The organism is Dermacoccus barathri (genome assembly GCF_015070805.1).
In the GTDB taxonomy this organism is placed as follows: domain Bacteria; phylum Actinomycetota; class Actinomycetes; order Actinomycetales; family Dermatophilaceae; genus Dermacoccus; species Dermacoccus abyssi.
The window spans coordinates 84,798-110,693 of sequence record NZ_JADCTK010000003.1; the positions used below are offsets into that span (position 1 = coordinate 84,798).

Consider the following 25,896-nt stretch of genomic DNA (forward strand, 5'->3'; position numbering starts at 1 on the left):
AGCTGGGCGAGGATCGGCACGAGCACGAAAGCCGCGAGCGCGACGAGAACGATGAGGCGACGGGTCTTCGGGGTCATGCCGCCGATTCTCTCACTGCGGGTTCGCGCACCGCGGCGTCGCCGCTCTGGCCGGCCGAGACGCTGGCCACAGCGCTGACGCGCTCGTCGTCGGTGTTGTCGAGGTCGCGCTCGCTGCGGTGCAGCCGCGGACGCATCGCCATGACGTCACGCGAGTCGTAGTGGCGGGCGTGCATGAGCGCCACCCCGGCGACCAGCGTTGCAAGGCCGACGGCAATGCTGCCGACGAGGATGGTCCAGCGGGCGCCGAACGTGTTGCCGATCCAGCCGATGAGCGGAGCGCCAACTGGCGTGCCGCCCATGAGGATCGCCATGTAGAGCGCCATGACGCGACCTCGCAGCGCCGGTGCGACGCTCAGCTGAACGGTGGCGTTCGCCGTCGTCAGCGCCGTGAGCGACGCGAGGCCGACGGGCACGAGGAAGATGCCGAAGAGCCAGACGTTCGGAGCGATCGCGGCAAGCGCCGAGAACACCGTGAACGACACGAGCGCGAGCATGAGAAGGCGCAGCGACGGCGCCTTGCGGCGTGCGGCCAGCAGAGCGGCTGCGAGCGAGCCGACAGCCATGACCGACGAGATGACGCCGTAGGCGCGGGCGTCGGCGTGGAAGACCGTCGTCGCCATGAGGGCCGTCGTGATCTGGAAATTCATACCGAACGTGCCGAGCACGAAGACGAGCCCCATGATGAGCTGCAGGTCGCGCCGTCCCTGGACGTAGACGAGCCCCTCGCGCACTCCCCCACGGCCCTTGCGCCGGGGCGCCGGACGTAGTTCGCGGGGGTTCATCGCGGCGAGTGCCACGAGGACCGCGACGAACGACAGCGTGTTGACGACCATCGACCAGCCCGCGCCGATGCTGGCGATGAGCAGGCCGGCGACGCCGGGGCCGATGAGGCGCGCAGCGTTGAACGAGGCCGAGTTGAGACCGACGGCGTTCGTCAGACGACTCTCGGGAACCATCTCGGAGACGAAAGCCTGACGCGTCGGGTTGTCGAGCGCGGTCGCGATGCCCTGGGCGAAGGCGATGGCCATGACGGCACCAAGGCTCGCGGTGTGGGTGAGCAGCAGAACGGCGAGCAGCGCCGAGGTGAGCGCGAGCGCGCTCTGGCTGAGCATGAGGAGGCGACGCTTCGGGTAGGCGTCGGCGAACGCTCCGGCGAGCGGGGCGAGGAGGACGACGGGCGCGAACTGCAGCGCAGTGACGAGGCCGAGGGCAGTGGCGTCGTGGTCGGTCAGCTCGGTGAGAACGACCCAGTCCTGGGCGACGCGTCCGACCCAGGTGCCGACGTTCGACACGAGTGCGCCGGCGGCATACAGACGGTAGTTGCGGATGGACAACGAGGCGAATGTGGGGCTCGTGGTACCTCCTCGGCTCGCGGGACGGGCGGGTGATCACGTCCGTCAACGCCGGAATGCCGCGGAATATTCCGTACCTATGCTTTGGTGACGCGCGTCTCGCCCTCGGGGTCGAAGTCGTCGTCGTCCCCGTCTTCTGCCCCGTCGTCGGCCCCGTCATCGTGAGGGCCGTCGACGAGGGTGATGTCGTCGTCGAGATCGTCGTCGCCCAACTGGTCGTAGGGCGGGTCGGTGTCGACCGGCTCATCGGCCGCCCGAGCATCGAGCGACTCAGTGGTCGGCGACCCTGCGTCGGACGGTTCATCGCGACCCGGCGTCGTCGGCAGCGCAGCCCCGCGCCTTCTCTCTGGGCTCACGTCTCCCCCGCGCAGCCCGAACGCGACCAGAACGAGCGCCGCGAGCTCCCGGGTGACGGTGCGATCGCCCTCCTGCCACGCTGCAGCGGGGTCCGGATCGAGCGATGCGAGGACGCTGGGACGCAGCGTCGTCAGGCCTTCGAGCGCGAGGAGACGTTCACCGCCCGGCATCGCGCGCAGGCGCGCGACGCGCCCGGCCCGCAGGGCGTAGCGAAGGCGGGTGAAGCACCACGGAATGAGTGCAAACAGGATGGGCACGAGCGCCGTCAGGAGTCCGAGCGTCAACGAGAGCCTGCCGAGACCGTCGGCGAGGTCGTGGCCCGACGCGGAGAGGTTGCGCCCCGTCGTCGCCGCGTTGTCGAAGGGGGTGCGCACCTCCTGGCCGACGAACGGGATCTTCGCGACGGCGCTCGCAGCGTCCGTCATGTTCTGAGCGAGCGAACCGCTGCCGGTTTCCAGCTTCGTCGCGCCGTCCTCGGCCACGAGCACGCGGCCGTGCACGACGACGCCCGCCCACACGGCGAGCAGACACCACAGCGCGAGCAGCGCGTCCGCAACGAGCTGACGCGTCCGCCGAGCCGAATCGTCGGCGTAGAACCGCAGACTCATGACACCTCCCCCTTCGTTCGTCCTGTCCCCATCCTAGGAACGCCTTGCGCCGCAGAACGTCGCGTTCAGCACGCAAACCCATCCAGCAGACATCCAGAAAACTTCCAGACTCGACGATCAGAATGGTCGGTATGAGCACACCCGAGGCACGCATCCTCATCGTCGAGGACGACACAAACATCCGCGACCTTCTCGCTACGAGCATGAAGTTCGCCGGTTTCGACGTCGCGGTTGCCGGCAGCGGCAGCGAAGGCCTCGGCCTTGCTGCCACGCAGGATTTCGACCTCGCCGTGCTCGACGTCATGCTGCCCGACATGGACGGCTTCGCCGTGACGAAGCAGCTGCGTGACGGCGGCCGTGAGCTGCCGATCGTGTTCCTCACCGCCCGAGACTCGGTCGACGACACGGTCAAGGGCCTCACCGTCGGCGGTGACGACTACATCACCAAGCCGTTCAGCCTCGAGGAGGTCGTCGCCCGCATCCGCGCCGTGCTGCGTCGCACGAAGGCCGACGACGCCGATGGCCCCACGGTGCGCGTCGCCGACCTCGAACTCGACGACGACAGCCACGAAGTGCGCCGCGCCGGACGCGTCATCGACGTCTCCCCCACCGAGTTCAAGCTGTTGCGCTACCTCATGCTCAACGCGGGCCGCGTCGTGAGCAAGAGCCAGATCCTCGACCACGTGTGGGACTACGACTTCCGCGGCGAGGCGGGCATCGTCGAGTCGTACATCTCCTACCTGCGCCGCAAGATCGACGCCGACTTCTCCGAGCCGCTCATCCACACCAAGCGCGGCGTCGGGTACGTGCTGCGCGAACCGCGCTGAACGAGGCCACGCTCTGCCCTCCCAGTCGCCGCGTCCGACGCCGTCGACGCTCTCAACTCCCGGCCGCACGGCCCGCGAGCAGTACGCCAGGTTGCGGGGCGGCATTCACCGCTGGCCTCTTCGTGCACGCATCATCGCGGTACTCGCAAGCCTGCTCGGTGCTGCGATGTTCGTCGTCGGCACGGCCGGCTCCTGGCAGCTCGAGACCTACCTCGTGCAGCGAGAGGACGCCGACCTCCAGGCCGCCGCGCCTACCCTCGTCTCCTCGACGATCCAGCAGGAATCCGAAGAGCCGTACATGACGCGCGCGGTGCCGCTCAACGTCTACGCGGCACGCATCGTCGATTCCCGGCGCACCCACGACTACGTTCCGGCCACCGGCCCGCGCCCCGATTTCCCCGTCGTCTCGGCCCGAACGGCCCGCACGTCGGAAGGCACGCCGCAAACGATCGGCTCCCAGGGCTCGTCGACGACGAAGTGGCGCATGGTGCAAGGCATCGACGAGGCCTCGGGCCGCCCCTATGCGGTCGCCGTCAGCCTGTCGAACGTGCGCACGGTCGTACGCCGCATGCAGATCATGACGATCGCCGTCAGCTCCCTCGCACTGCTCATCGCGACGGGCGCAGGCCTGTGGGCCGTGCGCCGCGCGTTGCGCCCGTTGCGCGACATCGAGGACACGGCCGCGGCCATCGCCGCCGGTGACCTCACGCGCCGCGTGCCCGACCCGGAAACGACCGACGAGGTGGAGAGCCTCGCGCACTCCCTCAACGTCATGCTGAGCCAGATCGAGCGCTCGATGGCCGTCAAGGATCGCAGTGAGGAGAGCATGCGACGCTTCGTCGCAGATGCCTCCCATGAGCTGCGCACTCCCCTCGCGACCGTCCGCGGTTATGCGGAGTTGTACCGCGTCGGCGCCGTCACCGACCCGGCCGACGTGTCCGCCGGATTCGGGCGCATCGAGAACGAAGCCAAGCGGATGAGCGCCATGGTCGACGACCTGCTCCTGCTCTCGCGCCTCGAGACCGAACAGCGCGCCGCGACGGTCGGTTCCGACTCGGCCGCGACCGCACGCCCCGTCTCCGACGTGGATCTCACCGTCATCGCTGCGGACGCCGTCGCCGACGCAGAGGCCCGCGTCACCTCACAGCGCTTCCGAGTGCGCGGCATCGACGGACCGCTCGGGCCCGTCACGGTGCGCGGAGACGAGCAGCGCCTGCGGCAGGTCGTGACGAACCTCGTGACGAACGCCGAGCGCTACACGCCCGAGGGCACCGAGGTCGACGTCCGCGTCGGGCACCTGCCCGGCCCGGACGGACGGCGCGATGCGGTGCTCCAAGTGGTCGACCACGGCCCCGGCATCCCCGAGTCGATGCGCGAGCGCGTCTTCGACCGCTTCTACCGCGCCGACCCGGCCCGCAGCCGCACCCAGGGCAGCACCGGCCTCGGCCTGTCCATCGTGGCCGCCATCGCAGCGGCCCACCACGGCACCGCGTCGGTCGACGAAACTCCTGGCGGCGGAGCCACGTTCACTCTCCGTCTGCCTTCCGGCCGCACAGCGGATCCACAGACAGACCAGGCCCGCTCAACCGATGCGGACCCACCGCCCACGACCCACTAACCTCGGTTCGAAGAAGGACCACGCGACAGCAGGAGTCTCGACATGACCGACCACCCGAACGCCACGCCAGACCGCCCGGACGGCGGGATGCGGCGCCCGCTGCCCGGTCAGCATCAGGCTCCTGCCACCGGCGCTTCCGACTCGGGCCGTGCCGGCCAGGGCGACACCTCCACTCCCTCGGGAGGCTCGCGCCCCGTCGACGCCACGCAGGAGATCCGTCCCGAACCGGCACGTCCGTACGGCCCCGGTGACCACCCGAACAGCCAGGAAGCGGGCCACCAGGGCACGGCCGGACACACCGTGCCGCAGCCACGCCAGCAGCCGGGGCAGGCTCCGAACCCCCAACAGCAAGCGCCCTGGGGCGCTCCGGCGGGCGGGTACGCCGCGATGAACGCCCACCCCGGCGGTCCGGCGGCACAGGGCCCCGCGGCCTCGGCGTTCTCGACGACCGACCAGGAGAAGGCGAAGAGTCGCAAGGGCCTGTTCGCTGCGGTCGGCGCCACCGCCGTCCTCGCAGCGGCGCTCGCCTCCGCAGGCACCTACGGCGTCGTGAAGGCAGGCGACGACGGCACCGGCTACACGAGCGGTAACTCCACCGTCATCAAGGCCGACCCGAAGGACTTCGCCGACGCGGGCACCGTCAACTGGTCGGCGACGGCGGCCAAGGTGAACCCGAGCGTCGTCTCGATCTCGGTCCGTTCCGGCGACAACGGCGGGCAGGGCTCGGGCGTCATCCTCGACAAGCCGGGCAACATCGTCACGAACAACCACGTCGTCGCGGGCGGCGACCGCGGGGACGACGCCGAGGTGCAGGTGACGCTGCACAACAACCGCACCTACAAGGCCGACATCGTGGGCACCGACCCGTCCACCGACCTCGCCGTCATCCGTATCAAGGACGTGCCGTCGCTCACCCCGGTGGAGATCGGCGACGACAAGAAGCTCGTCGTCGGCCAGCCCGTCATGGCCGTCGGTAACCCCCTCGGCCTCGCGGGCACCGTGACGACGGGCATCGTCTCCGCGATGAACCGTCCTGTGACGACGAGCGGCGGAAACTCCGGGGGGTCGTCGACGTCGAACGACACCGTCGTGACGAACGCGATCCAGACCTCGGCCGCCATCAACCCGGGCAACTCCGGTGGCGCGCTCGTCGACGGCAGCGGCCGCCTCATCGGCATCAACTCCTCGATCGCGTCGTTGAGTTCCGGCGGCGGCTCCGGTCAGAGCGGCAACATCGGCATCGGCTTCGCCATCCCGATGAGCGTCGTGAAGAACATCTCCGACCAGCTCATCGACAAGGGCGAGGCCGAGCACGCACTGCTCGGCATCTCCACTCAGCCCACAGAGGTGAGCAACGGAAAGGCCACGCTCACCGCGGCGAAGGTCTCGTCCGTGAGCAAGGGCAGCGGCGCCGAAAAGGCCGGCCTGCGTGAGAACGACGCCATCATCGAGCTCGACGGTCAGCCCATCACGTCGGCGAACGCGCTCGTCGCGCAGGTGCGCTCACGCACGGTGGGCAGCACGGTGAAACTGACGATCATCCGCGACGGCAAGCAGCAGAACGTCCAGGTCACGCTCGGAGCCCAGCCCGCCAAGAAGTGACCTGAGGACGCGTCAGTTCGCAGGGCCCATCCCGGCAACATCGGGGTGGGCCGTGCGCGTCGACAGCGGCACCGAGCAGTGCGGCCGAGCCCGCTATTGTTGGCTCTCCCCCATCGCTCGCGACCCGAGGTGAGTCACCCATGCCCGCACCCACGTCGGACGCCGTCCTCACCCACGAACGCGAACACCTCGCCCGGGCGCGCGCCAACCTCGCCCGGATGCGGGAGGCGACACTGGCCCTGGATGCGTCGAAGGCGAGCGACGCCGTCAGCGGTGAGGCCCTCGGCGCGACGCTTGCCCGGCGCGTGGCGGCCCTGACCGACGACCCGTCGACAACCCTCTTCTTCGGTCGCATCGACTACACCGACCCGACGCAGGCCACGGCCCACGAGGAACAGCTCTACGTCGGGCGCCGACACGTCTCCGACGAGGACGGCGACCCGCTCGTCATCGACTGGCGCGCACCGGTTTCGACGGCGTTCTACCGGGCCTCGCCCGCCGAGCCCATGGGCGTCAGCCTGCGGCGACGATTCGGCGTCGAGCGCGGCGAACTGACCGCCTACGAGGACGAGCACCTCAGCCACCCCGACGAAGGCGACCGCGTCGACGGCGACCTGCGCAGCGCGATCCTCGCCGAAGAGATCGAACGGCCGCGCTCCGGCCCGATGCGCGACATCGTCTCGACCATCCAGCCCGAGCAAGACGCTCTCGTGCGCGCGGACGTGACGACCACCGTCTGCATCCAGGGAGCGCCCGGCACCGGTAAGACCGCCGTCGGTCTGCACCGCGCCGCGTGGTTGCTCTACACCTTCCGGGCACGGCTCGATCGCGCCGGCGTCCTCGTCGTCGGCCCGAACGCGGCGTTCCTCGACCACATCTCCGCCGTGCTCCCGTCGCTCGGCGAGGCGCGGGTACGCCACGCGACGATCGCGACCCTCCTCTCGGGCGACGTGGATCCCGAAACCCCGAAGGAACGCCGCTGGGCTGTGCGCGGCACGGACGACGTAGCCGTCGCCGTGCTCAAGGGGGACGCGCGCTGGGCGCCCGTGATCCACCGCGCTGTCTGGGCACACGCCTGCGAACCGACCGAAGCGCTCGTCGTACCGCGCGGCTCCCGTCGGTGGCGCGTGGCCGCCTACGAGGTGGCGGAGATCGTCGACGAACTGCGTACGCGGGGTGTGCGTTACGAAGCGGCCCGCGCCATGCTGGCGCAGCGGCTGGCTCACGCCGTCATGGTGAAGCTCGAAGCGTCGGGCGATTCGCCGGACGACCGGGTGCAGGACGCCATCGCGCGCAGCGCCCCGGTGAAGGCGTACATCAAGGCGCTGTGGCCCAAGATCGACGCGGCCGGTGTCGTCCACCGGCTCCTGTCCGACGCCGACTTCCTCAGCGAGTGCGCGCGCGAGGATCTCGACGCCGACAAGCAGGCTCTCGCCCTGTGGGCGAAGCCGCCGCGAGCCAAGGGCTCGGCGCGGTGGAGCGTCGCGGACCTCGGGCTGCTCGACGAAGCCGCGGACGCGATCGAGCGCACGACGAGCCTCGGGCACGTCATCGTCGACGAGGCCCAGGACCTCTCGGCCATGCAGTTGCGCGCCGTCGGCCGTCGCTGCTCGACGGGTTCGGCCACCGTGCTCGGCGACATCGCGCAGGCGACGACGCCGTGGGCGCCCGGCTCGTGGGACGCCTCGATGGGTCACCTCGGCAAGCCCGAGTTCCACCTCGAGGAACTGCGTCAGGGATTCCGTGTGCCGGCGGCCGTCATCGAGTACGCAGCGCTCCTCCTGCCGACGATCGCGGCGGGGCTCGCCGCGCCCGAGTCGGTGCGCTCCAACCGTGGACGCCTCGAGCACCTCAAGGTCGACGGCGCGCAGGCCCTCCCGGCAGGAACGCTGGACGCGATCCGCGCTGCGGCGAGCGAGCCGGGCTCGGTTGGCGTCATCGCCATCGGATCGACGATCGACGCACTCGAATCAGCGCTGCGTGATGCAGGGCTGGCCTACGGACGACTGGGCAGCGATCACGGCGATGCTCAGGATCACCAGATCGAACTCGTGCCCTCCGACGTGGCGAAGGGCCTCGAGTTCGACCGCGTTGTCGTGGTGGAGCCGGCCGACATCGTGGCCGCCGAAGCCGACGAGCTGACTGGCCTGCGGCGCCTCTACGTCGTCCTGACGCGTGCCGTCAGCGCCCTGACGATCGTGCACGCCAAAGCGCTGCCGCCGCAGCTCAGTTCGAGCGCGGTGCCCGCAGGTGAGCCCGCTCGGCCAGTTCTTCCTCGCTGACGGGAACGAGCAGGTCGGCGCCCGGCGGCAGCACTGCCGTGACGGTGAAGACGGTCTCGGTGTCGTCGAGGTTGTTCGCGTCCTAGTAGTGGATGAGGTCGCCGCCCGGCTCCCAGAACGCCTCCCCCGCGCGGATGATGCGCTCGGGTTCGCCCTCGACCTCGAAGCGCATCTCTCCGGAGATGAGGTAGCCGAAGACGGGGCCGGGGTGGCGGTGCGGCGGGCTGCCCGCGCTGCCGGGCGGGAGCGTGACGAGCACCGTCGTCACGTCTGCGGGGCCGGGCACGTGTTCGACGTTCGCTTGGGACAGGACATCGATCCTGGGTCGGTGTCGCTCACGGCCTTCTCCCTCGATTGATCACTCTGTGGCGATGGCGGACAGGATGTTGAGCTTCGACGCGCGTCGGGCCGGCCACCACGCGGCGAGCACACCCACGAGGGCCGCGAGCACGAGGAAGAGCGCGAGGCGCCCGTACGGAATGACGAGGACGTCAACACCCGAATCGGCCTGCGTGCGCTGGAACAGCACCCCGAAGATCGTGCCGAGGACAACGCCGATGAGAGCACCGATGAGCGAGATCGTCACGGCCTCGAGGCGCACCATCGAGCGCAGCTGACGGCGGCTCAGACCGACCGCCCGCAGCAGCCCGATCTCACGGGTGCGCTCGATGACGGACAGCGCGAGCGTGTTGATGATGCCGAGCACCGCGATGACGATGGCGAGACCGAGCAGGCCGTAGATCAGCGTGAGCATCGAGTCGATCGGCGCGCGCTGCTCGGCTGCGTAGCCCTCCTGGTCCTTCACCGTGATCGTCGGGATGTCCTTGACGACCCCCTCGAGCCCGGCCTGCACCTTCTGTCGGTCGGCGCCGTCGGCCACGAGGACGTGGAGCATGTTGTCCTTCTTCCCGCCGCCGATTGCCTCGAACGTCGGGATCGTGACGACGTAGTCGTCCTGACGGTCGTTGTCCTCCTTGTCGAAGACACCCGCGACGTTGACCGTGCGGGTGCGCGAGCCGTCGACCGTGATGCGCACCTGAGTGCCCGGCTTCCAGCTGAAGGCCTTCGCGACGTCCGTCGAGACGAGGAGCTTCGAGTCGTCGAGCGCATGCGAACCCTGCGTCACCGTGATCGGCGCAACGTCGTCGAGCGATGCCGCGTCGACGGCCAGGAAGGTGGCAGGAGCGTCGTTGGCCGTGCCGTCGCCGTAGCGCTGGCGTGAGACCTCGCGGACGCCGTCGACCTTCTTCATCGACGGCGCGATGCTCTGCGACATCGGCTCCGAGCGCTGGCCGCTCACGACGAAGTCGCCGCGGAAACTCTTGGCGATGAGGGCATCGATGCTGCCCGAGGCCGAGGCGCCGAACACCGTCATCATCGACACGAGCGCGAGCCCGATCATGAGCGCCGATGTCGTGGCCGCGGTGCGGCGCGGGTTACGCAGCGAGTTCTCCTCGGCGAGGCGTGCCACGACGCCCTGACGCCGGGCGAGGGCACCGATGCCGCGTACCACCGGGCGCGCCAGCACGGGTGTGGCCGCGATGGTGCCGAAGAGCATGAGCACCATGCCGGTGACGAACACCCAAATGCTCGAGTCGGTGACGAGCTGCGCGACGACGAGCGCGACGCCGATGACGAACAGGAGCGCACCGAACCACGCGCGACGGGAGACCGTCTGCTCGGGCTCGACCTGGTCGTCGCGCATGGCAGCGATCGGTGAGATGCGGGAGGCACGGCGGGCCGGAAGCCAGGCCGCGAGCGTCGTGACGCCGAGGCCGATGACGAGCGACACGATAATGGTGCGGGGCTTGAGTGTGAGGCCACCGGTGTCGATCTCGGCGCCGAGACGAGCGAGCAGGGCCGAGATGCCCTTGGCGAGCAGGACGCCGACGCCGATGCCGAGCACCGAACCGATGAAACCGACGACGAGCGCTTCGATGACGACGCCGCCGAAGACCTGACGCCGCGACGCGCCGAGCGCGCGCATGAGCGCCAATTCCTTGCTGCGCTGCGCGACGAGGATGCCGAACGTGTTAACGATGAGGAACGAGCCGACGAGCAGCGCGACGCCCGCGAAGACGAGGAGGAAGGTCGTGATGAACGACAGCGCGTCCTGGATCCCGGAGGCCGCCTCGTCTGAGGCCTGCTTGCCGGTGACGACCTCGAAGCCCTCCGGAACGGTGGGTTTGAGGGCCTTGACGACGTCGTCCTGGGACGTGCCGGGCTCGGCCTCGACCCACAGCGAGGTGTAGCCGTCGCGCCCGTCGAGGAAGAGCTTCTGGGAGGTCTTCGTGTCGACGACGGCGAGCGTCGTGCCGACCATCGAGCCGTTGGCGTAGGAGGCGAAGCCGACGAGTTTGCCGGAGTAGCGCGGCGTCTCACCGGTGGTGAGGATGCTCACGGTATCGCCGATTCGGTAGCCGCCGCGCTCTGCCGTTTTCGGATCGAGCGCGATCTCACCGTTCTTCGTCGGTGCCCGGCCCTCGGTGATGTGGAGGCCCTCGGCGCCCTCGGCGGCCTTGGCTGTGTGGAAGTTGACGCCGAACGCAGGCGCCCCCTGCCCGCCGATGACCTTGCCGTCCTTGGCCAGGACGGTGGCCGAAATGGAGGTGACGACTCCGTCGACCTGCTTGACGCCGTCGGTGGCTCGGGCCTTCTCGAGCGCGCTCGGCGGGATGATGCGAGCGCCGAGGCGCGAGCCGTGACCGCCGCTCTCCTGCGCGAGACGGACGTTGGCGTCACCGACGGTGCCGTTCATGATGCCGGTGAAGGCCTTGCCGAGGGAATCGGTGAACATGAGCGAGCCGGCGACGAAGGCGACGCCGAGCACGATGGCGAACGTGCTCATGAGCAGGCGCAGTTTGCGCGCCCACACCGTCTTGAGCGAGGTGGCGAGCACCCTTATCGCCGCCCGGTGCGGGACTCGAATTGCTTCATGCGGTCGAGCACGCGCTCCGAGGTGGGGTCGCGCATCTCGTCGACGACGCGGCCGTCGGCGAGGAAGACGACTCGGTCGGTGAAGCCGGCGGCGAACGCGTCGTGGGTGACCATGACGATGGTCTGCCCGAGCCGGTCGACGCTGCGACGCAGGAAGCTCAGGACCTCTTCGCCGGAGCGGGAGTCGAGGTTGCCGGTGGGTTCGTCGGCGAAGATGATGTCGGGCTGCGTGACGAGGGCGCGCGCACACGCGACGCGCTGCTGCTGGCCGCCGGAGAGCTGGCTGGGGCGATGCCCGAGGCGCGATTGGAGACCGACGGCGTGGATGACGTCGTCGAACAGCTCCTGGTCTACCTTGCGCCCGGCGATCGAGGCGGGCAGCAGGATGTTCTCGCGCGCTGTGAGCGTCGGCACGAGGTTGAACGACTGGAAGATGAAGCCGATGCGGTCGCGGCGCAGCGCGGTGAGGCGCCTGTCGTCGAGGCCGCTGACCTCGGCGTCACCGATGTAGGCCTTGCCGTCGGTGGGCGTCTCGAGCGCGGCGAGGCAGTGCATGAGGGTGGACTTGCCCGATCCGCTCGGCCCCATGACGGCGGTGAACTCGCCCTCGTAAAGATCGAGGCTCACCCCGTCGAGCGCGAGGACACGCGCGTCGCCCTCGCCGTACGCCATCGTCAGGCCGTCGGCCTCCGCCGCGATCGTGCGTTCGCTCATGCCGCCAACCTAGCGCGCCGCACCGACAAGGGGTGGAAACGGTCACGCCGTCGAGACCACGAGCTGGCGGTGGTCACAGACAAGGCAATGGCTACGGCATCAACGGGATACCCGGGGCAAGGGAACGTAGGGACAGTCACGTGCCGGGGGTGCGCACCGTCCACAGGTGTGACGGCTGGGCGCGCCTGTGGATGACCGAACGCACCGCTCTAAGCGTCCTGCCTAACGTCGAACCCGAGGAGACGAACCCCCTCGCCTCCCCCGTTCGAAAGGCAGCACCATGGCATCGCAGTACACCGTCGACTCCGACGCGATCTCCACCCACGGCACCGACACGGCCACCCTCGTCACCGAGCTCGAGACGTCCCTGACGAACCTCAACACGAAGCTGACGACCCTGCAGACGCAGTGGAAGGGCTCGGCCTCGACCAACTTCTCGTCCCTCATGACGACGTGGCACACCGACATGACGAAGCTCAAGGGCACCCTCAGCTCGATCAGCTCGACGCTTCACCTCACGAGCAACGAGTACTCGACGGCCGAGGACACCAACATGCGTCGCTGGATCAGCGCCTGACAGCCCACGCACGCACGAACACGAAGCGCGCCCGCGCGAACCTCCACGACCTAGCGTGGAAGAACGTGCGGGCGCGCTTCGGACCTGCCGGCTCACAAGGCGGCGGCAACCTCCGTCGCCTGCTTGATGGCACGCTTCGCGTCGAGCTCGGCGGCCACATCGGCGCCGCCGATGACGGTCACCTTGCTCTCGTCGAGGCCTGGGATGAGGTCGCGCACCGACTCCTGGCCGGCGCAGATGACGACGGTGTCGACGTCGAGCACCCGCGTGACCGGCTCGGCGGCGTCGAACTTCTCCTGCGCCTCGCTCGACACCTTGCCCAGACGCTTGTCGAGCGCCTTGAGCTGCGGCACCATGCCGAGCGGCAGGCCGGTTTTCTTCGACAGCTTCGTCACCGGGCCCACAGGGCGCGGCGGCGCGGCGGTGAGCGTCAGGTGGAGGCCGTCATCGTCGATGCGGTCGTACGTGGCGCCGCCGATGAACTCGACCTTCGAGTCCTTGAGCGTCTGCCGGTGCACCCAACCGGTCGTCTTGCCGAGGCCCTTGCCGAGCGCCGTGTGCTTGCGCTGCACGAGGTAGACCTGGCGGCGCGGATCCTCCATCACCTTCTCGGTGATGTTGCCCGGCACCGTTTCGGAGTCGGTGACGCCCCAGCGCTCCATCCAGTGCTTGAGCGTCTCGTGCGGCTCGTGCAGGAGGAACTCGCTCACGTCGAAACCGATGCCTCCGGCGCCGACCACGGCGACGCTCGCGCCGGCCGTCTTCTCGCCGCGCAACAGTTCGTCGTACATGATGACCTTCGGGTGGTCGAGGCCCTCGATCTGCGGGCGACGCGGCACGACGCCCGTGGCGAGCACGACGTGGTCGAACTCGGCCAGCACGTCGGCGTCGGCCTTCGTGCCGAGGCGCACCTCGACCTTGAGCTCCTCGAGGCGACGCGTGAAGTAGCGCAGGGTCTCGGCGAACTCCTCCTTGCCGGGGATGTTCATCGCGAGACGGAACTGGCCACCGAGGTGATCGCGCGTCTCGAACAGCGTGACGGCATGGCCGCGCTCGGCGAGGTTCGTCGCGGCGGCGAGACCGGCGGGGCCGGCGCCGACGACGGCAACGCTCTTGGTGCGCTGCTTCGGCACCGGCAGGAGCACGAGCTCACCCTCGCGCCCGGCCTGCGGGTTGACGAGGCAGCTCACCTTCTTGCCGCCGAAGGTGTGGTCGAGGCAGGCCTGGTTGCAAGCGATGCAGGTGTTGATGAGGTCGGTACGCCCGGCCTCGGTCTTCTTGACGAAGTCCGGGTCGGCGAGCAGCGGGCGCGCCATCGAGACCATGTCGGCCAGGCCGTCGGCGAGCAGCTGCTCGGCCACCTCGGGCGTGTTGATGCGGTTGCTCGCGATGACGGGGATGTCGACCTCGGCGCGCAGCTTGCCGGTGGCCCACGCGAACGCGGCGCGCGGCACCGACGTCACGATCGTCGGGATGCGAGCCTCGTGCCAGCCGATGCCCGAGTTGAACATCGACGCGCCGTCGGCCTGCAGGTGCTGCGCGAGCGTCGCGATCTCCTCGAACGTCTGCGAGTTTTCGACGAGGTCCGCCACCGAGATGCGGTACAGCACGATGAAGTCCTCACCCGCGGCGTCACGCACGGCACGGACGATCTCGCGCGGCAGGGTCATACGCGCCTCGGCGCTTCCACCGAAACGGTCCGTGCGGTCGTTCGTGCGCGCGGCGAGGAACTGGTTGATGAGGTAGCCCTCGGAACCCATGATCTCGACGCCGTCGTAGCCGGCTTCCTTCGCCAGGCGCGCCGACGTCGCGTAGTCGCGGATCGTGCGCTCGACGTCCTTCGTCGTCATCGCCTTGGGGCGGAACGGCGTGATCGGCGACTTCTTGTTCGAGGCGCTCTTGCTCCAGGGCGTGTAGCCGTAACGACCCGCGTGGAGAATCTGCATGAGGATGCGGCTGTCGTGCTCGTGCACCGCGTCGGTGACGATCTTGTGGCGATCGACCTGACGCTTCGCGGTGAGCATCGAGCCGAACGGGCTGAGCTGACCGGTCGTGTTCGGCGCGAACCCACCCGTCACCATGAGCGCGGTGCCGCCCTCGGCGCGGGCGGCGAAGTAGCGTGCCAGCTGCGGGAAGTCACGCTTCTTGTCCTCGAAGCCGGTGTGCATCGAGCCCATCATGACGCGGTTCTTGAGCGTCACGCCGCTCACCTCGAGCGGGCTGAGCAGGTGCTCGTAACTCATGCGGTTCTCCTCGATGTACGTGACGCCTCGGGCGCCTCGGTGGTCTCGTGTCGGATGGCAGTCGGTGGGGTGTCGGCAGCGGGTGCGGCGGAGGCTCCGAACAGGGCGAGCATCTCGTCGCACCAGGCGAGCAGGGACTGCTCGGTGAGGATGCCGCCGCGCAGCACCGCGTACAGGGGGCGCTCCTCGTCGGTGAGCGCTTCGACGTCCGGGTAGTGCTTGGCACGGTTCGCCTCGAAGTAGGCGAGCTGTTCGGCGTGCTCGGCGCGGCGGCGGCGGATGTCGGCGATGACGGCGTCCTCGTCGCCGAAGCCCATGCCGCGGATCTTGACGGCGAACTCCGAACGCAGCTGTTCGCTCGGGGTGGGCTCCTGCGTCCACCGCAGCAGTTCGGCGCGCCCGAGATCGGTGACGGCGTAAACCCGTCGGTCGGGGCGTCCCTCCCCCGGTTCGACGCGGACGGCGAGCAGGCCGTCCTCGGCCATGCGCCCGAGAACGCGGTAGATCTGTTGGTGCGTGGCTCGCCAGAAGAAGCCGAGCGAGCGGTCGAAGCGACGCGTCAGGTCGTACCCGGTGGCCTCCTGCTCCGCGAGGGAGACGAGGAGCGCGTGCTGCAACGACATGCACTTAGTTTCATATGCGCACAGGTGCATGTCAACGCGGGCAGCGTGAAGCCACCCAAGGGCTGGGTTGAAGGGTTCAGCGACTCACGCCGAAAGCGTGCGGCCGCCGGCGTCGAGCGCGTAGCGGTGCTCGGCGAGCGACGCGGCGAGGGCGTGATCGTGCGTGACGAGCAGGATGCCCAGCCCGTCAGCGGCCCGACGCCGGAGAGCGTCAGCGATGGCCGTCGAGGTGATCGGGTCGAGGTGGGCCGTGGCCTCGTCGGCGAGGAGGTAGCGCGGCCCCTGAGCGAGGGCTCGGGCGAGAAGCAGCCGCTGGAGCTGCCCGCCGGAAACCTCACGCGGCAACCGGTCGAGCACCGAGCCGTCGAGGCCCACCTCCCCCGCGAGCGCCACGGCATCGACCTGCCGACCGCGCAGACGGGCCGCCAGCTGGATCGCGTCGCCAAGGCGCATGCGCGGATCGGCCGCCGCGAGCGGGTGTTGGGTGAGCAGAGCGGTGTGGCCACTCAACCGCCCCCCGGCACGCACGGGTTCGTCGTCGCAGCGCACCTCACCGACACTCGGGGCGAGGAGCCCGGCGAGCAGTCGCGTGAGTGTCGACTTGCCGCTACCCGAGGGGCCCACGAGGGCCGTGACGGCACCCGGGCGCATTTCGAGGTCGAGCGGACCGACCTGCGCGCCGTTCGCGCCCGGGTAGGTGTACGCCACCTGGCGTGCCACGAGACTCATCGCTCCCCCTGCCCGACGCGCGCCGCCGTCGCCGTGAGTGCCCGCAGGTAGTCGTCGGACGTCTCGGTGGCCAACGCTGCAGGCTCGGTGTGCGCCACGAGGACGCCGTCACGCAGCACCGCCACGCGGTCGACGAGGTCGCCACGCAGCACGGCGTCGATCTCGTGCGTCACGACGAGGACGGCGACGCCTGCGTCGTCCGCGATGCCACGCAGCACGGCGAGCAGTTGTGAGGCGAGTTCGGGGTCGAGGCCGGCCGTCGGTTCGTCGGCCACGAGCACCCGGGGTTCAGAGGCGAGCGCCGCGACGAGCGCCGCGCGGGCCAGCTGACCGCCGGAGAGCTGGTGCGGGAAGCGTTCGAGCAGGTTCTCGTCGAGGTGCACGAGCTCGCAGAGCTCGGCCAGGTCACGTGCACCGTCATGACGGCGGTGCACCTCCTCGATCTGCCCCCGAAGGCGCCGGGTCGGGGTGAACGCGTCCGAGACGTCCTGCGGAACGTGGCCCACCTGCGCGGAGGCCGAACCCGGACGGTGCGGGTCGACGACGACATCACCCGCGACGATGCGCCCCTCGACGCGCGCGTCACGCGGCACCAAACCGCAGCAGGCCGCCACGAGCGTCGACTTGCCCGCACCGGACTCACCGACGAGGGCCGTCACCTCCCCCGCCGCGACCGCGAAGCTGATGTCGTCGCACGCGAGCGTCGTCTGCTCGCCGCGGCTACGGCGCACGCTGACGTGCTCGAGGCGCAGCGCAGCGCGGTGGTCTGAATCGCGAGCGCAGGACGCCTCGTCAGAAGGCTCTGCCGACCCAGCCTGCTCGGCCTCGACCAAAGCGGGCGGCGCAGAAGCCCGACGTGTGCGCTTGGCGTACAACGACGACAGCGCCAACGTGAGCACGACGAGGAAGATCGACGGGAAGACGAGCGGCCACCACTGCCCGGTGAGCAGCCCTGCGCGCGAGGTGGCGATGAGCGTGCCCAGGCTGGCCTGTTCGGGGCGCAGACCAATGCCGAGGAACGACAGGGTCGACTCGTGCCAGATCGCGTGCGGCACGAGCATCGTCACGGCGAGCGCCGTCTGCGGGGCCACCGCGGAGAGGACGTGATGGCGCACGATCTGCGTCGACGATGCTCCGGCGACGCGGGAGCACGCGACGTAGTCGGACGCGAGCACGGCCTGCGTCTCGGCCCGCACCACGCGGGCGACGGTGGGCCAGTGCGTCAGCGCAAGCGCGATGAGGATGGCCGTGACGGAGCCACGGAACATCGCGACGACGACGATCGCCGCAAGAAGGTGCGGCACGGAGGCCACGGCGTCAGTGACGCGCATGAGCAGACGATCAGCCCGCCCGCCGAGGCTGGCCGCCGCCGTCCCGACGGCAAGACCGAGCACGGTCGCGACGAGCGCCGCACCGAGCGCGACGACGAGCGAGACCCGCAGCGCCTCGGCCACCTGGACCGACACGTCGAAACCGAGAGTGTCGGTGCCCATGACATGCGGCCAGCCGGGAGCCGTGCGGGCGGTGTCGTAGTTCGACTCGCGCATCCCCGACGACGCGAGCAGCGGCCACAACACGGCGTAGGCGGCGATGAGGGCGAGAACGATCGCCGGGCCGCGCCGAGGCCGCAAACCAGCAGAGACGCTTCGGGTGCTCATCGCTCCACCTGCGCTCGCGGGTCGACGACGAGCAGGGCGCAATCCGAGAGCCACGAGCCGAGCATCATGACGAGCGTCGTGGCAGCGGTGACCGCCGCGAGCAGGGCGAAGTCGGCCGTCAGCGCTGCCTCCACGGTGGCGTCGGCGAGGCCGGGCCAGCTGAAGACCTCCTCGACGACGAGGGCGCCGACGACGAGCTCGGGCAACCGCGCCCCCATGAGAGCGATGAGAGCGGCCGCGGAAACGGGAGCGATGTGGCCGCGCAGCACCTCACCGCGCGAGAGGCCGCGCACCTGGGCCTCGCGCACAGCGCCGCTCCCGAGCGCCTCACGCACGGACTCGCGCAGGGCCAGGGCGAACCAGGGCACCTGGCTCAGGGCGAGCACGACCGCGGGCATGACGATGTGGTGCACCACGCCGCCGAACGTCACCGGCTGCCCGGGCTCGGTGAGCCCGCCGACCGGGAACCAGCGCAGGGTCACCGCGAACAGCGCGACGGCGAGCAGACCGATGACGAACGGAGGCATGCCCGTCAGGGCCAGCGTCACCCGTTCGAGCGCGCGGTCGAGCAGACCGTCGGGGCGCAACGCGGCGACAGCGGCGACGCCGAAGGCGATGAGCAGCGCGATGACGAGCGCGACGACCGACAGGCCCAGCGTCCACGGCAAGCGCTCGGCGAACACCGTCGTCACGGGCTGTTTGAGGCTGTGGCTGGCACCGAAGTCGCCGGTGAAGGCGTTCGCCATCCAGTTCCACCACGTCTGCCAGAACGGCACATCGAGCCCGAGCGAGTCGCTGATCGCGTCGCGCTCGGCGCGACCCGTGTGCTCGAAGCCGTCACCCAGATAGGTGACGAGCGGGTCGAGCGGCGAGAGCGCCGCGAGCGCGAAGGTCGCCAGCGTCACCGCGGGCACGACGAACAGCGTCGCGAGGGCACGGCGTGCCGTGAGCACGCCGATCTCGTGACGCCGTTCCCCGAACCGACGACGAAGTTCCTTCACGCGATCAATTCTTCTTCCACGCGCCCAGCGACCACCACGGGCCCCACGTCGTGCCGTGAGAGTGCGGCTCGACGATCGGGGCCGGGCCGGAGAAACCCTTGTCGCGCGAGGCGTAGGTGTGGTGCAGCGTGGCGAGCACGACGTACGCCGGGTCCTTGACGTACTCGCCCTGCGCGGCGCGGTACTGCTTCGTCGCTTCGGTCTCGTCGGAGGTCGACTGTGCCGCCTCCAGAGCTGCGTCGACCTTCGCGTTCTTGTAGTTGCCGGGGTTGTCGAACGGCCCGGACGCGGAACCGCGCGAGTGCAGCGCGCGGTGGGCCTGGGTGTCAACGGTGTACGGGTTGTCGCCACCACCGAGCATGACGGCCGTCGTGCGCATCTTGGGTTCGATGTCGTCCCAGCTGCCGCCCCACAGCTTCACGTTGACGCCGAGGCCGCGCAGCTGGTCGGCGAAGGCGGAGGCCAGTTCGCGACGCAGGGTGTCGGACGCCGGGTAGGCGAGCGTCAGCTCGGCGCGCTTGCCGTCCTTCGTGCGGACACCGTCGGCGCCCTTCTTCCACCCCGCCTCGTCGAGGAGTTTCTCGGCCTCGGCCTTGCGGGCTGCACCCTTGGCCTTCGTGAAGTCGACGTCGGCGCGCTGGGGGAAGACCTTCGTGATGGGGCTGACCTCCGGGGTGCCGCGCCCGGCGAGCACCTTCTCGACGAGCGCCTCGCGGTCCACCCCGATGTTGAGCGCACGGCGCGTCTCGGGCTGGGAGGTGATCGGCACGGACACCGGCAGCGAAACCCCACGCCAGTCGGCGGAGCGCACACCGGCGACCTTGAGGCCGTCACGCCCCTCGACGCTCTTGGCCAGGCGCGGCGGCAGCGCGGAGCCGTCGACCTGCCCGGAGACGACCTGCTGCATGCGGGCGTTGTCGTCCTCGACGTGACGGATGACGACCTTGTCCACCTCGGGCTTGCCGCTGCGGTACTTGTCGTTGGCCACGAACGTGGCCTCGTTCGGCGCGAGCCTCTGGAGCTTGAACGGGCCCGTGCCGACGGGCTTGGTGTTGAGCTCGGAGTTCGCCGCGTCACCCGAGGTGACCTTCTCGCTCGGCGCGATGCCGAGGAGCAGGCGCGAGGCGAAGCCGCCGTTCGGCGCCTTGAGGCGGAAGACGACCGTGGAGGCGTCCGGCGTCTCCACCTTGTCGATGAGGCGGTAGTCGTCGGCGATCGGCGACGCCGACTTCGGGTCGAGCACCGCGCGGTAGGTGGCCGCAACGTCCTTGGAGTCGAAGGCGCTGCCGTCGTGGAACGTCACGCCCTTCTTGAGGCGCACCGTCCACGTCTTGCCGCCGTCGCTCACCTTCGGCTTCGACTCGGCCAGCGCGGGCGCGAGGTCGGGAAGCTCCTTGTCGTTCGGCGCCGACGGACGCAGGAGACCCTCGAACACAGGTGAAACGCCCGTCGCGCCGTAACCGGCTACCGGGTAGTACTGACCGACCGGCTCGGCATCTGCCAGCGTGATCTGGTTCGTCGACGACGCCTTGTCACCGTCGGAGCCCCCGGGCGCCGAGCACCCCGCCAGAGCCACTCCGAGCGCGGCCGCTGCCGCAGCGATGGTCGTCCTGTTCGCCGTGCGAACCATGTGCGTACTCCTTGTGATCCAGAATCCCCAGCGCCGAGGCCCAGGCCTACCCTAACGCCCTGGTGCGACGACGTCGCACATAGGCCGTGAGGCACGCGTCACTGTGCCGCCACCACGCCGGTCGACGCGCACAGCGAAGCGGGCGACCACCCGAAGGTGATCGCCCGCTTCACGCGAGGGGTGGGCTTGCCGGAATCAGAAGCCATGTCTATTTGGGCTTCTGACACCCGCTCGGCTACGGCCGGGGGCTGGGCTCGCTTCGCTCGCCGAGCCCCCAACCTTCGCCTCCCAGGGTCAGAAGCCCATGTCTATCTGGGCTTCTTCCTCGCACTCCGCTACGGCCGAGGGCCGCCCTCGCATTCGCTCGGACGACCCTCAACCTACGCATGCGCGCTTCGTCAGAAGCCCATGCCACCCATGCCGTCCATACCCGCACCGGCGGCGTCGCCGCCGGCGTTCTTCTCGGGCTTGTCGGCGATGACGGCCTCGGTCGTGAGGAACAGCGCCGCGATGGACGCAGCGTTCTCCAGAGCCGAACGCGTCACCTTGGCGGGGTCGATGATGCCCGAGGAGATCATGTCGACGTACTCGCCCGTGGCGGCGTTGAGACCATGGCCCGGCGTCAGACCGCGCACCTTCTCGACGATGACGCCCGGCTCGAGACCCGCGTTGAGCGAGATCTGCTTGAGCGGAGCCTCAGCGGCGACGCGCACGATGTTCGCACCCGTGGCCTCGTCACCCTCAAGACCGGCGAAGGCCGACTCGGCGTCCTTCGTGGCCTGGATGAGCGCGACGCCACCACCGGCGACAATGCCCTCCTCGACGGCGGCCTTCGCGTTGCGAACGGCGTCCTCGATGCGGTGCTTGCGCTCCTTGAGCTCAACCTCCGTCGCGGCACCGGCCTTGATGACGGCGACGCCACCGGCCAGCTTCGCGAGGCGCTCCTGGAGCTTCTCGCGGTCGTAGTCGGAGTCGGAGTTCTCGATCTCGGCGCGGATCTGAGCAACACGGCCCTTGATCTGCTCGTCGTCGCCGGCGCCCTCGACGATCGTCGTCTCGTCCTTCGTGACGACGACCTTGCGGGCGCGGCCGAGCATGTCGAGCTCGGTGGTCTCGAGCTTGAGGCCGACCTCCTCGGAGATGACCTGGCCGCCCGTGAGGATGGCGATGTCGCCGAGCATGGCCTTGCGGCGGTCACCGAAGCCCGGAGCCTTGACGGCAACGGCCTTGAACGTGCCGCGGATCTTGTTGACCACGAGCGTCGACAGGGCCTCGCCCTCGACGTCCTCGGCGATGATCATGAGGGGCTTGCCCGACTGCATGACCTTCTCGAGAACCGGCAGCAGGTCCTTGATGTTCGAGATCTTCGAGTTGACGACGAGGATGTACGGGTCGTCGAGGACGGCCTCCATACGCTCGGTGTCGGTGACGAAGTAACCCGAGATGTAGCCCTTGTCGAAGCGCATACCCTCGGTGAGCTCGAGGTCGAGGCCGAACGTGTTCGACTCCTCGACGGTGATGACGCCTTCCTTGCCGACCTTGTCCATGGCCTCGGCGATGAGCTCACCGATCTGCGGGTCAGCGGCGGAGATGGACGCGGTAGCAGCGATCTGCTCCTTCGTCTCGATCTCCTTGGCGTGGTCGAGCAGCTGCTTGCTCACGGCGTCGACGGCCTGCTGGATGCCGCGCTTGAGCGCCATCGGGTTGGCGCCGGCCGCAACGTTGCGCAGGCCCTCCTTCACCATGGCCTGCGCGAGGACGGTGGCCGTCGTCGTGCCGTCACCGGCGACGTCGTCGGTCTTCTTGGCGACCTCCTTGACGAGCTCCGCGCCGATCTTCTCGTACGGGTCGTCGAGCTCGATCTCCTTGGCGATGGAGACACCGTCGTTGGTGATCGTGGGTGCGCCCCACTTCTTCTCGAGGACGACGTTGCGGCCCTTGGGGCCGAGCGTCACCTTCACCGCGTCGGCAAGGGTGTTCATGCCGCGCTCGAGGCCGCGACGGGCCTCCTCGTCGAAAGCAATGGTCTTGGCCATGTGCGTGGCTCCTCCACGTGACGTACGTAGTGACCGCACCAGCGCCCGCGACGGACGAGCCCGATCGTTCGCGCGGTCATGTCGCGCGAGCCCCGAACCCTCACTCATGCAGTCAGGTCTTTGTCACTCTCATGTTCAGAGTGCTAAGGCCATGATTAGCACTCGCCCCCTGCGAGTGCAAACGGCGACGGGGCTGCGACCGCCGTGTTCGCTCACAGCGGCAGACGCACGTCGGGGTGGGCGCTCAGCTCGTGCGACGGCGTGAGGCGCGACGGCGCTGGATGCGCTTGACGAGTAGAGGGTCGGCCGCGAGCGCCTCGGCCGTGTCGGCGAGGGCGTTGAGTTGCTGGTAGTACTGCGTCGCGCTCATGCCGAAGCGCTCCTTGATGGCGGCTTCCTTAGCGCCGGGCAGCTTCCACCACTCGCGCTCGAAGGCGAGCATGGCGCGGTCTCGTTCACTCAGCCCGGGCGCCTCGTCGTCACCGGGGACGCGGGCACCTGCAGGGGTCTCGATGACGGGCATGCGACCAGGGTAGATCGTCGCCTCCTGCCCGCCCGAACACGAGGGCCTTGGACAAAGGCGCGTGGATGGCGGGTTTGGCTGAAGATGACGCCGACGTCGCGCGCATCTTCACCCAAACCGACCATCCACGTGCAAGACGCTCGAGCTCTGGCCCGTTCGGAGCACGCCGCGCGGTGAATCGACTCGCGATAGATTTGGCGGCATGCCGCAGTCGTATGACGAACTCGTACATCCCAGCTGGGTGGAACCCCTCGCGCCGGTCGCCGACCACATCGCCACTGCCGGGCAGTTCCTGCGCGACGAAGTGGCCGCCGGGCGCGGGTACCTGCCGGCGGGCGAGAACGTCCTGCGAGCGTTCACCCAGCCGTTCGAGGACGTGCGCGTCCTCATCGTCGGCCAGGACCCGTACCCGACGCCGGGGCACCCGATCGGGCTCAGCTTCGCCGTCGATGCGCACGTCCGCCCGATCCCGCGCAGCCTGCAGAACATCAACGCAGAACTCAAGGACGACCTCGGCATCGAGCCGCCCGAACACGGTGACCTGAGCGCGTGGACCGACCAGGGCGTGCTCCTGCTCAACCGCTGCCTCACCGTTCAGCCCGGCAAGCCCGCAAGCCACCGCGGTCACGGCTGGGAGAACGTCACGGCGCAGGCCATCACGGCGCTCGTCGAGCGCAAGCAGCCCCTCGTCGCCATCCTCTGGGGTCGCGACGCCCGCTCACTCGCCCCGCACCTCGGCGACACCCCGACCGTCGAATCCGCGCATCCCTCACCGCTTTCCGCGCGCAGCGGCTTCTTCGGAAGCAAGCCCTTCAGCCGCACGAACGAGCTGTTGGAGCAGCTCGGAACCCACACGATCGATTGGCGTATTGCATGACGAACGACCTCCCCGCGCCCGGGGCTCAGGCATCCGAACAGACGCACCACGGTCTGCTCTGGCACCGGTACGTCGCCATCGGTGACTCCTTCACCGAGGGCATGAGCGACCACGACCCCCGCGAAGACGACGCCTACCTCGGGTGGGCTGATCGCCTCGCCGTCGACATCGCGATGCAGCAGGAGGAGCGGGGCGCGAAGCTCGAGTACGCCAACCTCGCGGTGCGCGGCAGACTACTCGCGGACGTCATCGGCCCCCAGCTCGACGCGGCCCTCGCGATGAAGCCCGACCTCGTAAGCATGGTGGGCGGCGGCAACGACATCATGCGCCCGTCGGTCAACCTCGACGATCTCGCGGCCGGCATCGAGGACGCCGTCGTCCGCCTCAAGGAGGCGGGCTCCGACGTCCTGCTGGCGACGCTCGTCAACCCCGCCGCGTCGAAGATCATGACGCGCCTGCGCCCGCGCATCACGTGGCACCTTGCGAACCTGTGGGGTATCGCGCAGCGGCACGACTGCTACGTGCTCGATCTGTGGTCGATGACCCCCTTGCGCGATCCGCGCATGTGGTCCGTCGACCGTCTGCACCTTTCCGCCGAAGGCCACAAGCGCGTCGCGCAGCAGGCGGCATGGACGCTCGGGCTTCCGACGACCGGCGAGTGGCTCGCCCACCTGCCGGCGCAGGCTCCGAAGCCGGTGCGCCAGCGCGTCGCCGAGGACGCCGAGTGGGCGCGCCAGTACTTCGCTCCGTGGGTGGAACGTCGTATCAAGGGCACGAGTTCCGGTGACGGTCGCCTCCCGAAGCGTCCCGAACTCACGCCCGTGGATCTTCTGACGGCCCGCTCGTTGATGGTCGACGACGAGGCATGACGGCACGGGCATGGCGCCTCATGAGTGTGCCGGTTGCAGCAGCGCTGGCCATGGGTGCCGGCGGCTGCGGCGCGTCAGAGGGCGACGACAAGACCGTCACGGTGCTTGCCGCCGCGTCGCTCACGGAGTCGTTCACGACGTTGGCGCGCGCCTACGAGAAGGTCCACCCCGGCACCCACGTCGAGGTGAGCTTCGCGGCCAGTTCGACGATCGTCACCCAGCTCTCCCACGACGCCCCGGCCGACGTGGTGGCTCTCGCCGACACCGAGGCACCGAAGAAGCTGCCGAAGGACGTGGCCGAGGGCAAGACGTGGACGCCGTTCGCCACGAACCGTCTCGAGATCGTCACGCCCCGCGGGAACCCCGCCCACGTCACGGGTCTCGCCGACCTCGCGAAGGTCGACACCGTCCTGTGCGCCAAGGAGGTGCCGTGCGGTCGCGCTGCCCACAAGGCCCTCACCAAGGCGAGGGTCGCGCCACACGTCGTCAGCTACGAGAAGGACGTCAAGGCGACGCTCGCCAAGGTCGTCGCCGGTGACGCGGAGGCGGCGCTCGTGTACGCCACCGACGCCTCGAGCGCAGGCTCGAAGGTGAGCGGCGTCGAGGTACCGACGGCCTCGAACGCCACGACGACACTGCCGATCACGGCGTGGAGCGACACTGCCGACGCGAAGGGATTCGCGCAGTTCGTGCGTGGCGACGAAGGGCGACGAGTCCTGCAGGGCAACGGCTTCGGCCTGCCCGGCTGACGAC

General features: G+C 69.4%; 21 protein-coding genes. 8 read left to right on the forward strand and 13 right to left on the reverse strand.

Annotated features, from left to right (window positions below):
- Positions 1 to 73: 73 nt before the first annotated feature.
- Together IM689_RS06085 and IM689_RS06090 are read right to left on the reverse strand one after the other, a co-directional pair.
- A complete protein-coding gene (locus IM689_RS06085) occupies positions 74 to 1,414 on the reverse strand; it encodes an MFS transporter (protein WP_193643307.1) in 1,341 nt (446 codons plus the stop codon).
- Between the two features lie 95 nt (positions 1,415 to 1,509).
- Positions 1,510 to 2,397, reverse strand: a complete 888-nt coding sequence (locus IM689_RS06090) for a hypothetical protein (protein ID WP_193643308.1) — start codon at positions 2,395 to 2,397, stop codon at positions 1,510 to 1,512.
- A gap of 131 nt (positions 2,398 to 2,528) precedes the next feature.
- Between IM689_RS06090 and IM689_RS06095 the strand changes: the two genes are divergently transcribed.
- The 4 genes from IM689_RS06095 (at position 2,529) to IM689_RS06110 (ending at position 8,726) form a co-directional block, all read left to right on the forward strand.
- Positions 2,529 to 3,224 carry a response regulator transcription factor gene (locus tag IM689_RS06095; RefSeq protein ID WP_193643309.1) on the forward strand — a complete coding sequence of 232 codons (696 nt, stop codon included), beginning with the start codon at positions 2,529 to 2,531 and terminating at the stop codon, positions 3,222 to 3,224.
- Positions 3,225 to 3,390: 166 nt separating this feature from the next.
- Positions 3,391 to 4,842 (forward strand): sensor histidine kinase, encoded by a 1,452-nt coding sequence (locus IM689_RS06100; protein ID WP_193643310.1) that lies wholly within the window; start codon positions 3,391 to 3,393, stop codon positions 4,840 to 4,842.
- A 42-nt stretch (positions 4,843 to 4,884) separates the two neighbouring features.
- Positions 4,885 to 6,444 (forward strand): S1C family serine protease, encoded by a 1,560-nt coding sequence (locus IM689_RS06105; protein WP_227484565.1) that lies wholly within the window; start codon positions 4,885 to 4,887, stop codon positions 6,442 to 6,444.
- Positions 6,445 to 6,584: 140 nt separating this feature from the next.
- Entirely contained in the window at positions 6,585 to 8,726 is a 2,142-nt protein-coding gene (locus IM689_RS06110; protein ID WP_193643311.1) for a HelD family protein, read from the forward strand.
- Positions 8,727 to 8,808: 82 nt separating this feature from the next.
- Here IM689_RS06110 and IM689_RS14620 read toward each other — a convergent pair whose 3' ends face one another.
- The 3 genes from IM689_RS14620 to IM689_RS06125 form a co-directional block, all read right to left on the reverse strand.
- The gene (locus IM689_RS14620) at positions 8,809 to 9,012 is read right to left on the reverse strand and encodes a cupin domain-containing protein (protein ID WP_319803820.1); all 204 of its coding nucleotides are present in this window, start codon (positions 9,010 to 9,012) and stop codon (positions 8,809 to 8,811) included.
- Positions 9,013 to 9,084: 72 nt separating this feature from the next.
- The gene (locus IM689_RS06120; protein ID WP_193643312.1) at positions 9,085 to 11,625 is read right to left on the reverse strand and encodes an ABC transporter permease; all 2,541 of its coding nucleotides are present in this window, start codon (positions 11,623 to 11,625) and stop codon (positions 9,085 to 9,087) included.
- Between the two features lie 2 nt (positions 11,626 to 11,627).
- Positions 11,628 to 12,377 (reverse strand): ABC transporter ATP-binding protein, encoded by a 750-nt coding sequence (locus IM689_RS06125; RefSeq protein WP_193643313.1) that lies wholly within the window; start codon positions 12,375 to 12,377, stop codon positions 11,628 to 11,630.
- A 280-nt stretch (positions 12,378 to 12,657) separates the two neighbouring features.
- On the opposite strand from IM689_RS06125, the gene IM689_RS06130 reads away from it, so the two are divergent.
- On the forward strand, positions 12,658 to 12,954 hold the full coding sequence (locus tag IM689_RS06130; protein ID WP_047312300.1) for a WXG100 family type VII secretion target: 297 nt from the start codon (positions 12,658 to 12,660) through the stop codon (positions 12,952 to 12,954).
- 92 nt (positions 12,955 to 13,046) lie between these two features.
- Here IM689_RS06130 and IM689_RS06135 read toward each other — a convergent pair whose 3' ends face one another.
- The 8 genes from IM689_RS06135 to IM689_RS06170 all read right to left on the reverse strand — a co-directional run bounded on the left by IM689_RS06135 (position 13,047) and on the right by IM689_RS06170 (position 23,397).
- Positions 13,047 to 15,197, reverse strand: coding sequence for an NADPH-dependent 2,4-dienoyl-CoA reductase (locus IM689_RS06135; protein WP_193643314.1), 2,151 nt, complete (start codon positions 15,195 to 15,197; stop codon positions 13,047 to 13,049).
- Positions 15,194 to 15,820: a PadR family transcriptional regulator gene (locus IM689_RS06140; protein ID WP_193643315.1), complete on the reverse strand. Its 627-nt coding sequence runs from the start codon at positions 15,818 to 15,820 to the stop codon at positions 15,194 to 15,196. The genes IM689_RS06135 and IM689_RS06140 overlap by 4 nt, the downstream gene beginning before the upstream one ends.
- Positions 15,821 to 15,904: 84 nt before the next feature.
- Positions 15,905 to 16,549 carry an ATP-binding cassette domain-containing protein gene (locus IM689_RS06145; protein WP_193643316.1) on the reverse strand — a complete coding sequence of 215 codons (645 nt, stop codon included), beginning with the start codon at positions 16,547 to 16,549 and terminating at the stop codon, positions 15,905 to 15,907.
- Positions 16,546 to 18,207, reverse strand: coding sequence for an ATP-binding cassette domain-containing protein (locus tag IM689_RS06150; RefSeq protein ID WP_193643317.1), 1,662 nt, complete (start codon positions 18,205 to 18,207; stop codon positions 16,546 to 16,548). The genes IM689_RS06145 and IM689_RS06150 overlap by 4 nt, the downstream gene beginning before the upstream one ends.
- Positions 18,204 to 19,208: an ABC transporter permease gene (locus IM689_RS06155; RefSeq protein WP_118913488.1), complete on the reverse strand. Its 1,005-nt coding sequence runs from the start codon at positions 19,206 to 19,208 to the stop codon at positions 18,204 to 18,206. The genes IM689_RS06150 and IM689_RS06155 overlap by 4 nt, the downstream gene beginning before the upstream one ends.
- Before the next feature lie 4 nt (positions 19,209 to 19,212).
- A complete protein-coding gene (locus tag IM689_RS06160; protein WP_193643318.1) occupies positions 19,213 to 20,838 on the reverse strand; it encodes an ABC transporter substrate-binding protein in 1,626 nt (541 codons plus the stop codon).
- Positions 20,839 to 21,236: 398 nt separating this feature from the next.
- Positions 21,237 to 22,874: a chaperonin GroEL gene (gene groL, locus IM689_RS06165; RefSeq protein WP_047312306.1), complete on the reverse strand. Its 1,638-nt coding sequence runs from the start codon at positions 22,872 to 22,874 to the stop codon at positions 21,237 to 21,239.
- A 244-nt stretch (positions 22,875 to 23,118) separates the two neighbouring features.
- On the reverse strand, positions 23,119 to 23,397 hold the full coding sequence (locus tag IM689_RS06170) for a DUF3263 domain-containing protein (protein ID WP_047312307.1): 279 nt from the start codon (positions 23,395 to 23,397) through the stop codon (positions 23,119 to 23,121).
- Positions 23,398 to 23,599: 202 nt separating this feature from the next.
- Between IM689_RS06170 and IM689_RS06175 the strand changes: the two genes are divergently transcribed.
- The 3 genes from IM689_RS06175 to modA are packed head-to-tail and all read left to right on the forward strand — an operon-like array spanning position 23,600 to position 25,892.
- A complete protein-coding gene (locus IM689_RS06175) occupies positions 23,600 to 24,274 on the forward strand; it encodes a uracil-DNA glycosylase (protein ID WP_193643319.1) in 675 nt (224 codons plus the stop codon).
- Positions 24,271 to 25,143 (forward strand): SGNH/GDSL hydrolase family protein, encoded by an 873-nt coding sequence (locus IM689_RS06180; RefSeq protein ID WP_193643320.1) that lies wholly within the window; start codon positions 24,271 to 24,273, stop codon positions 25,141 to 25,143. The genes IM689_RS06175 and IM689_RS06180 overlap by 4 nt, the downstream gene beginning before the upstream one ends.
- On the forward strand, positions 25,140 to 25,892 hold the full coding sequence (modA, locus tag IM689_RS06185; protein WP_227484566.1) for a molybdate ABC transporter substrate-binding protein: 753 nt from the start codon (positions 25,140 to 25,142) through the stop codon (positions 25,890 to 25,892). Before IM689_RS06180 ends, modA begins: the two co-directional genes overlap by 4 nt.
- The last annotated feature ends 4 nt before the right edge of the window (positions 25,893 to 25,896 follow it).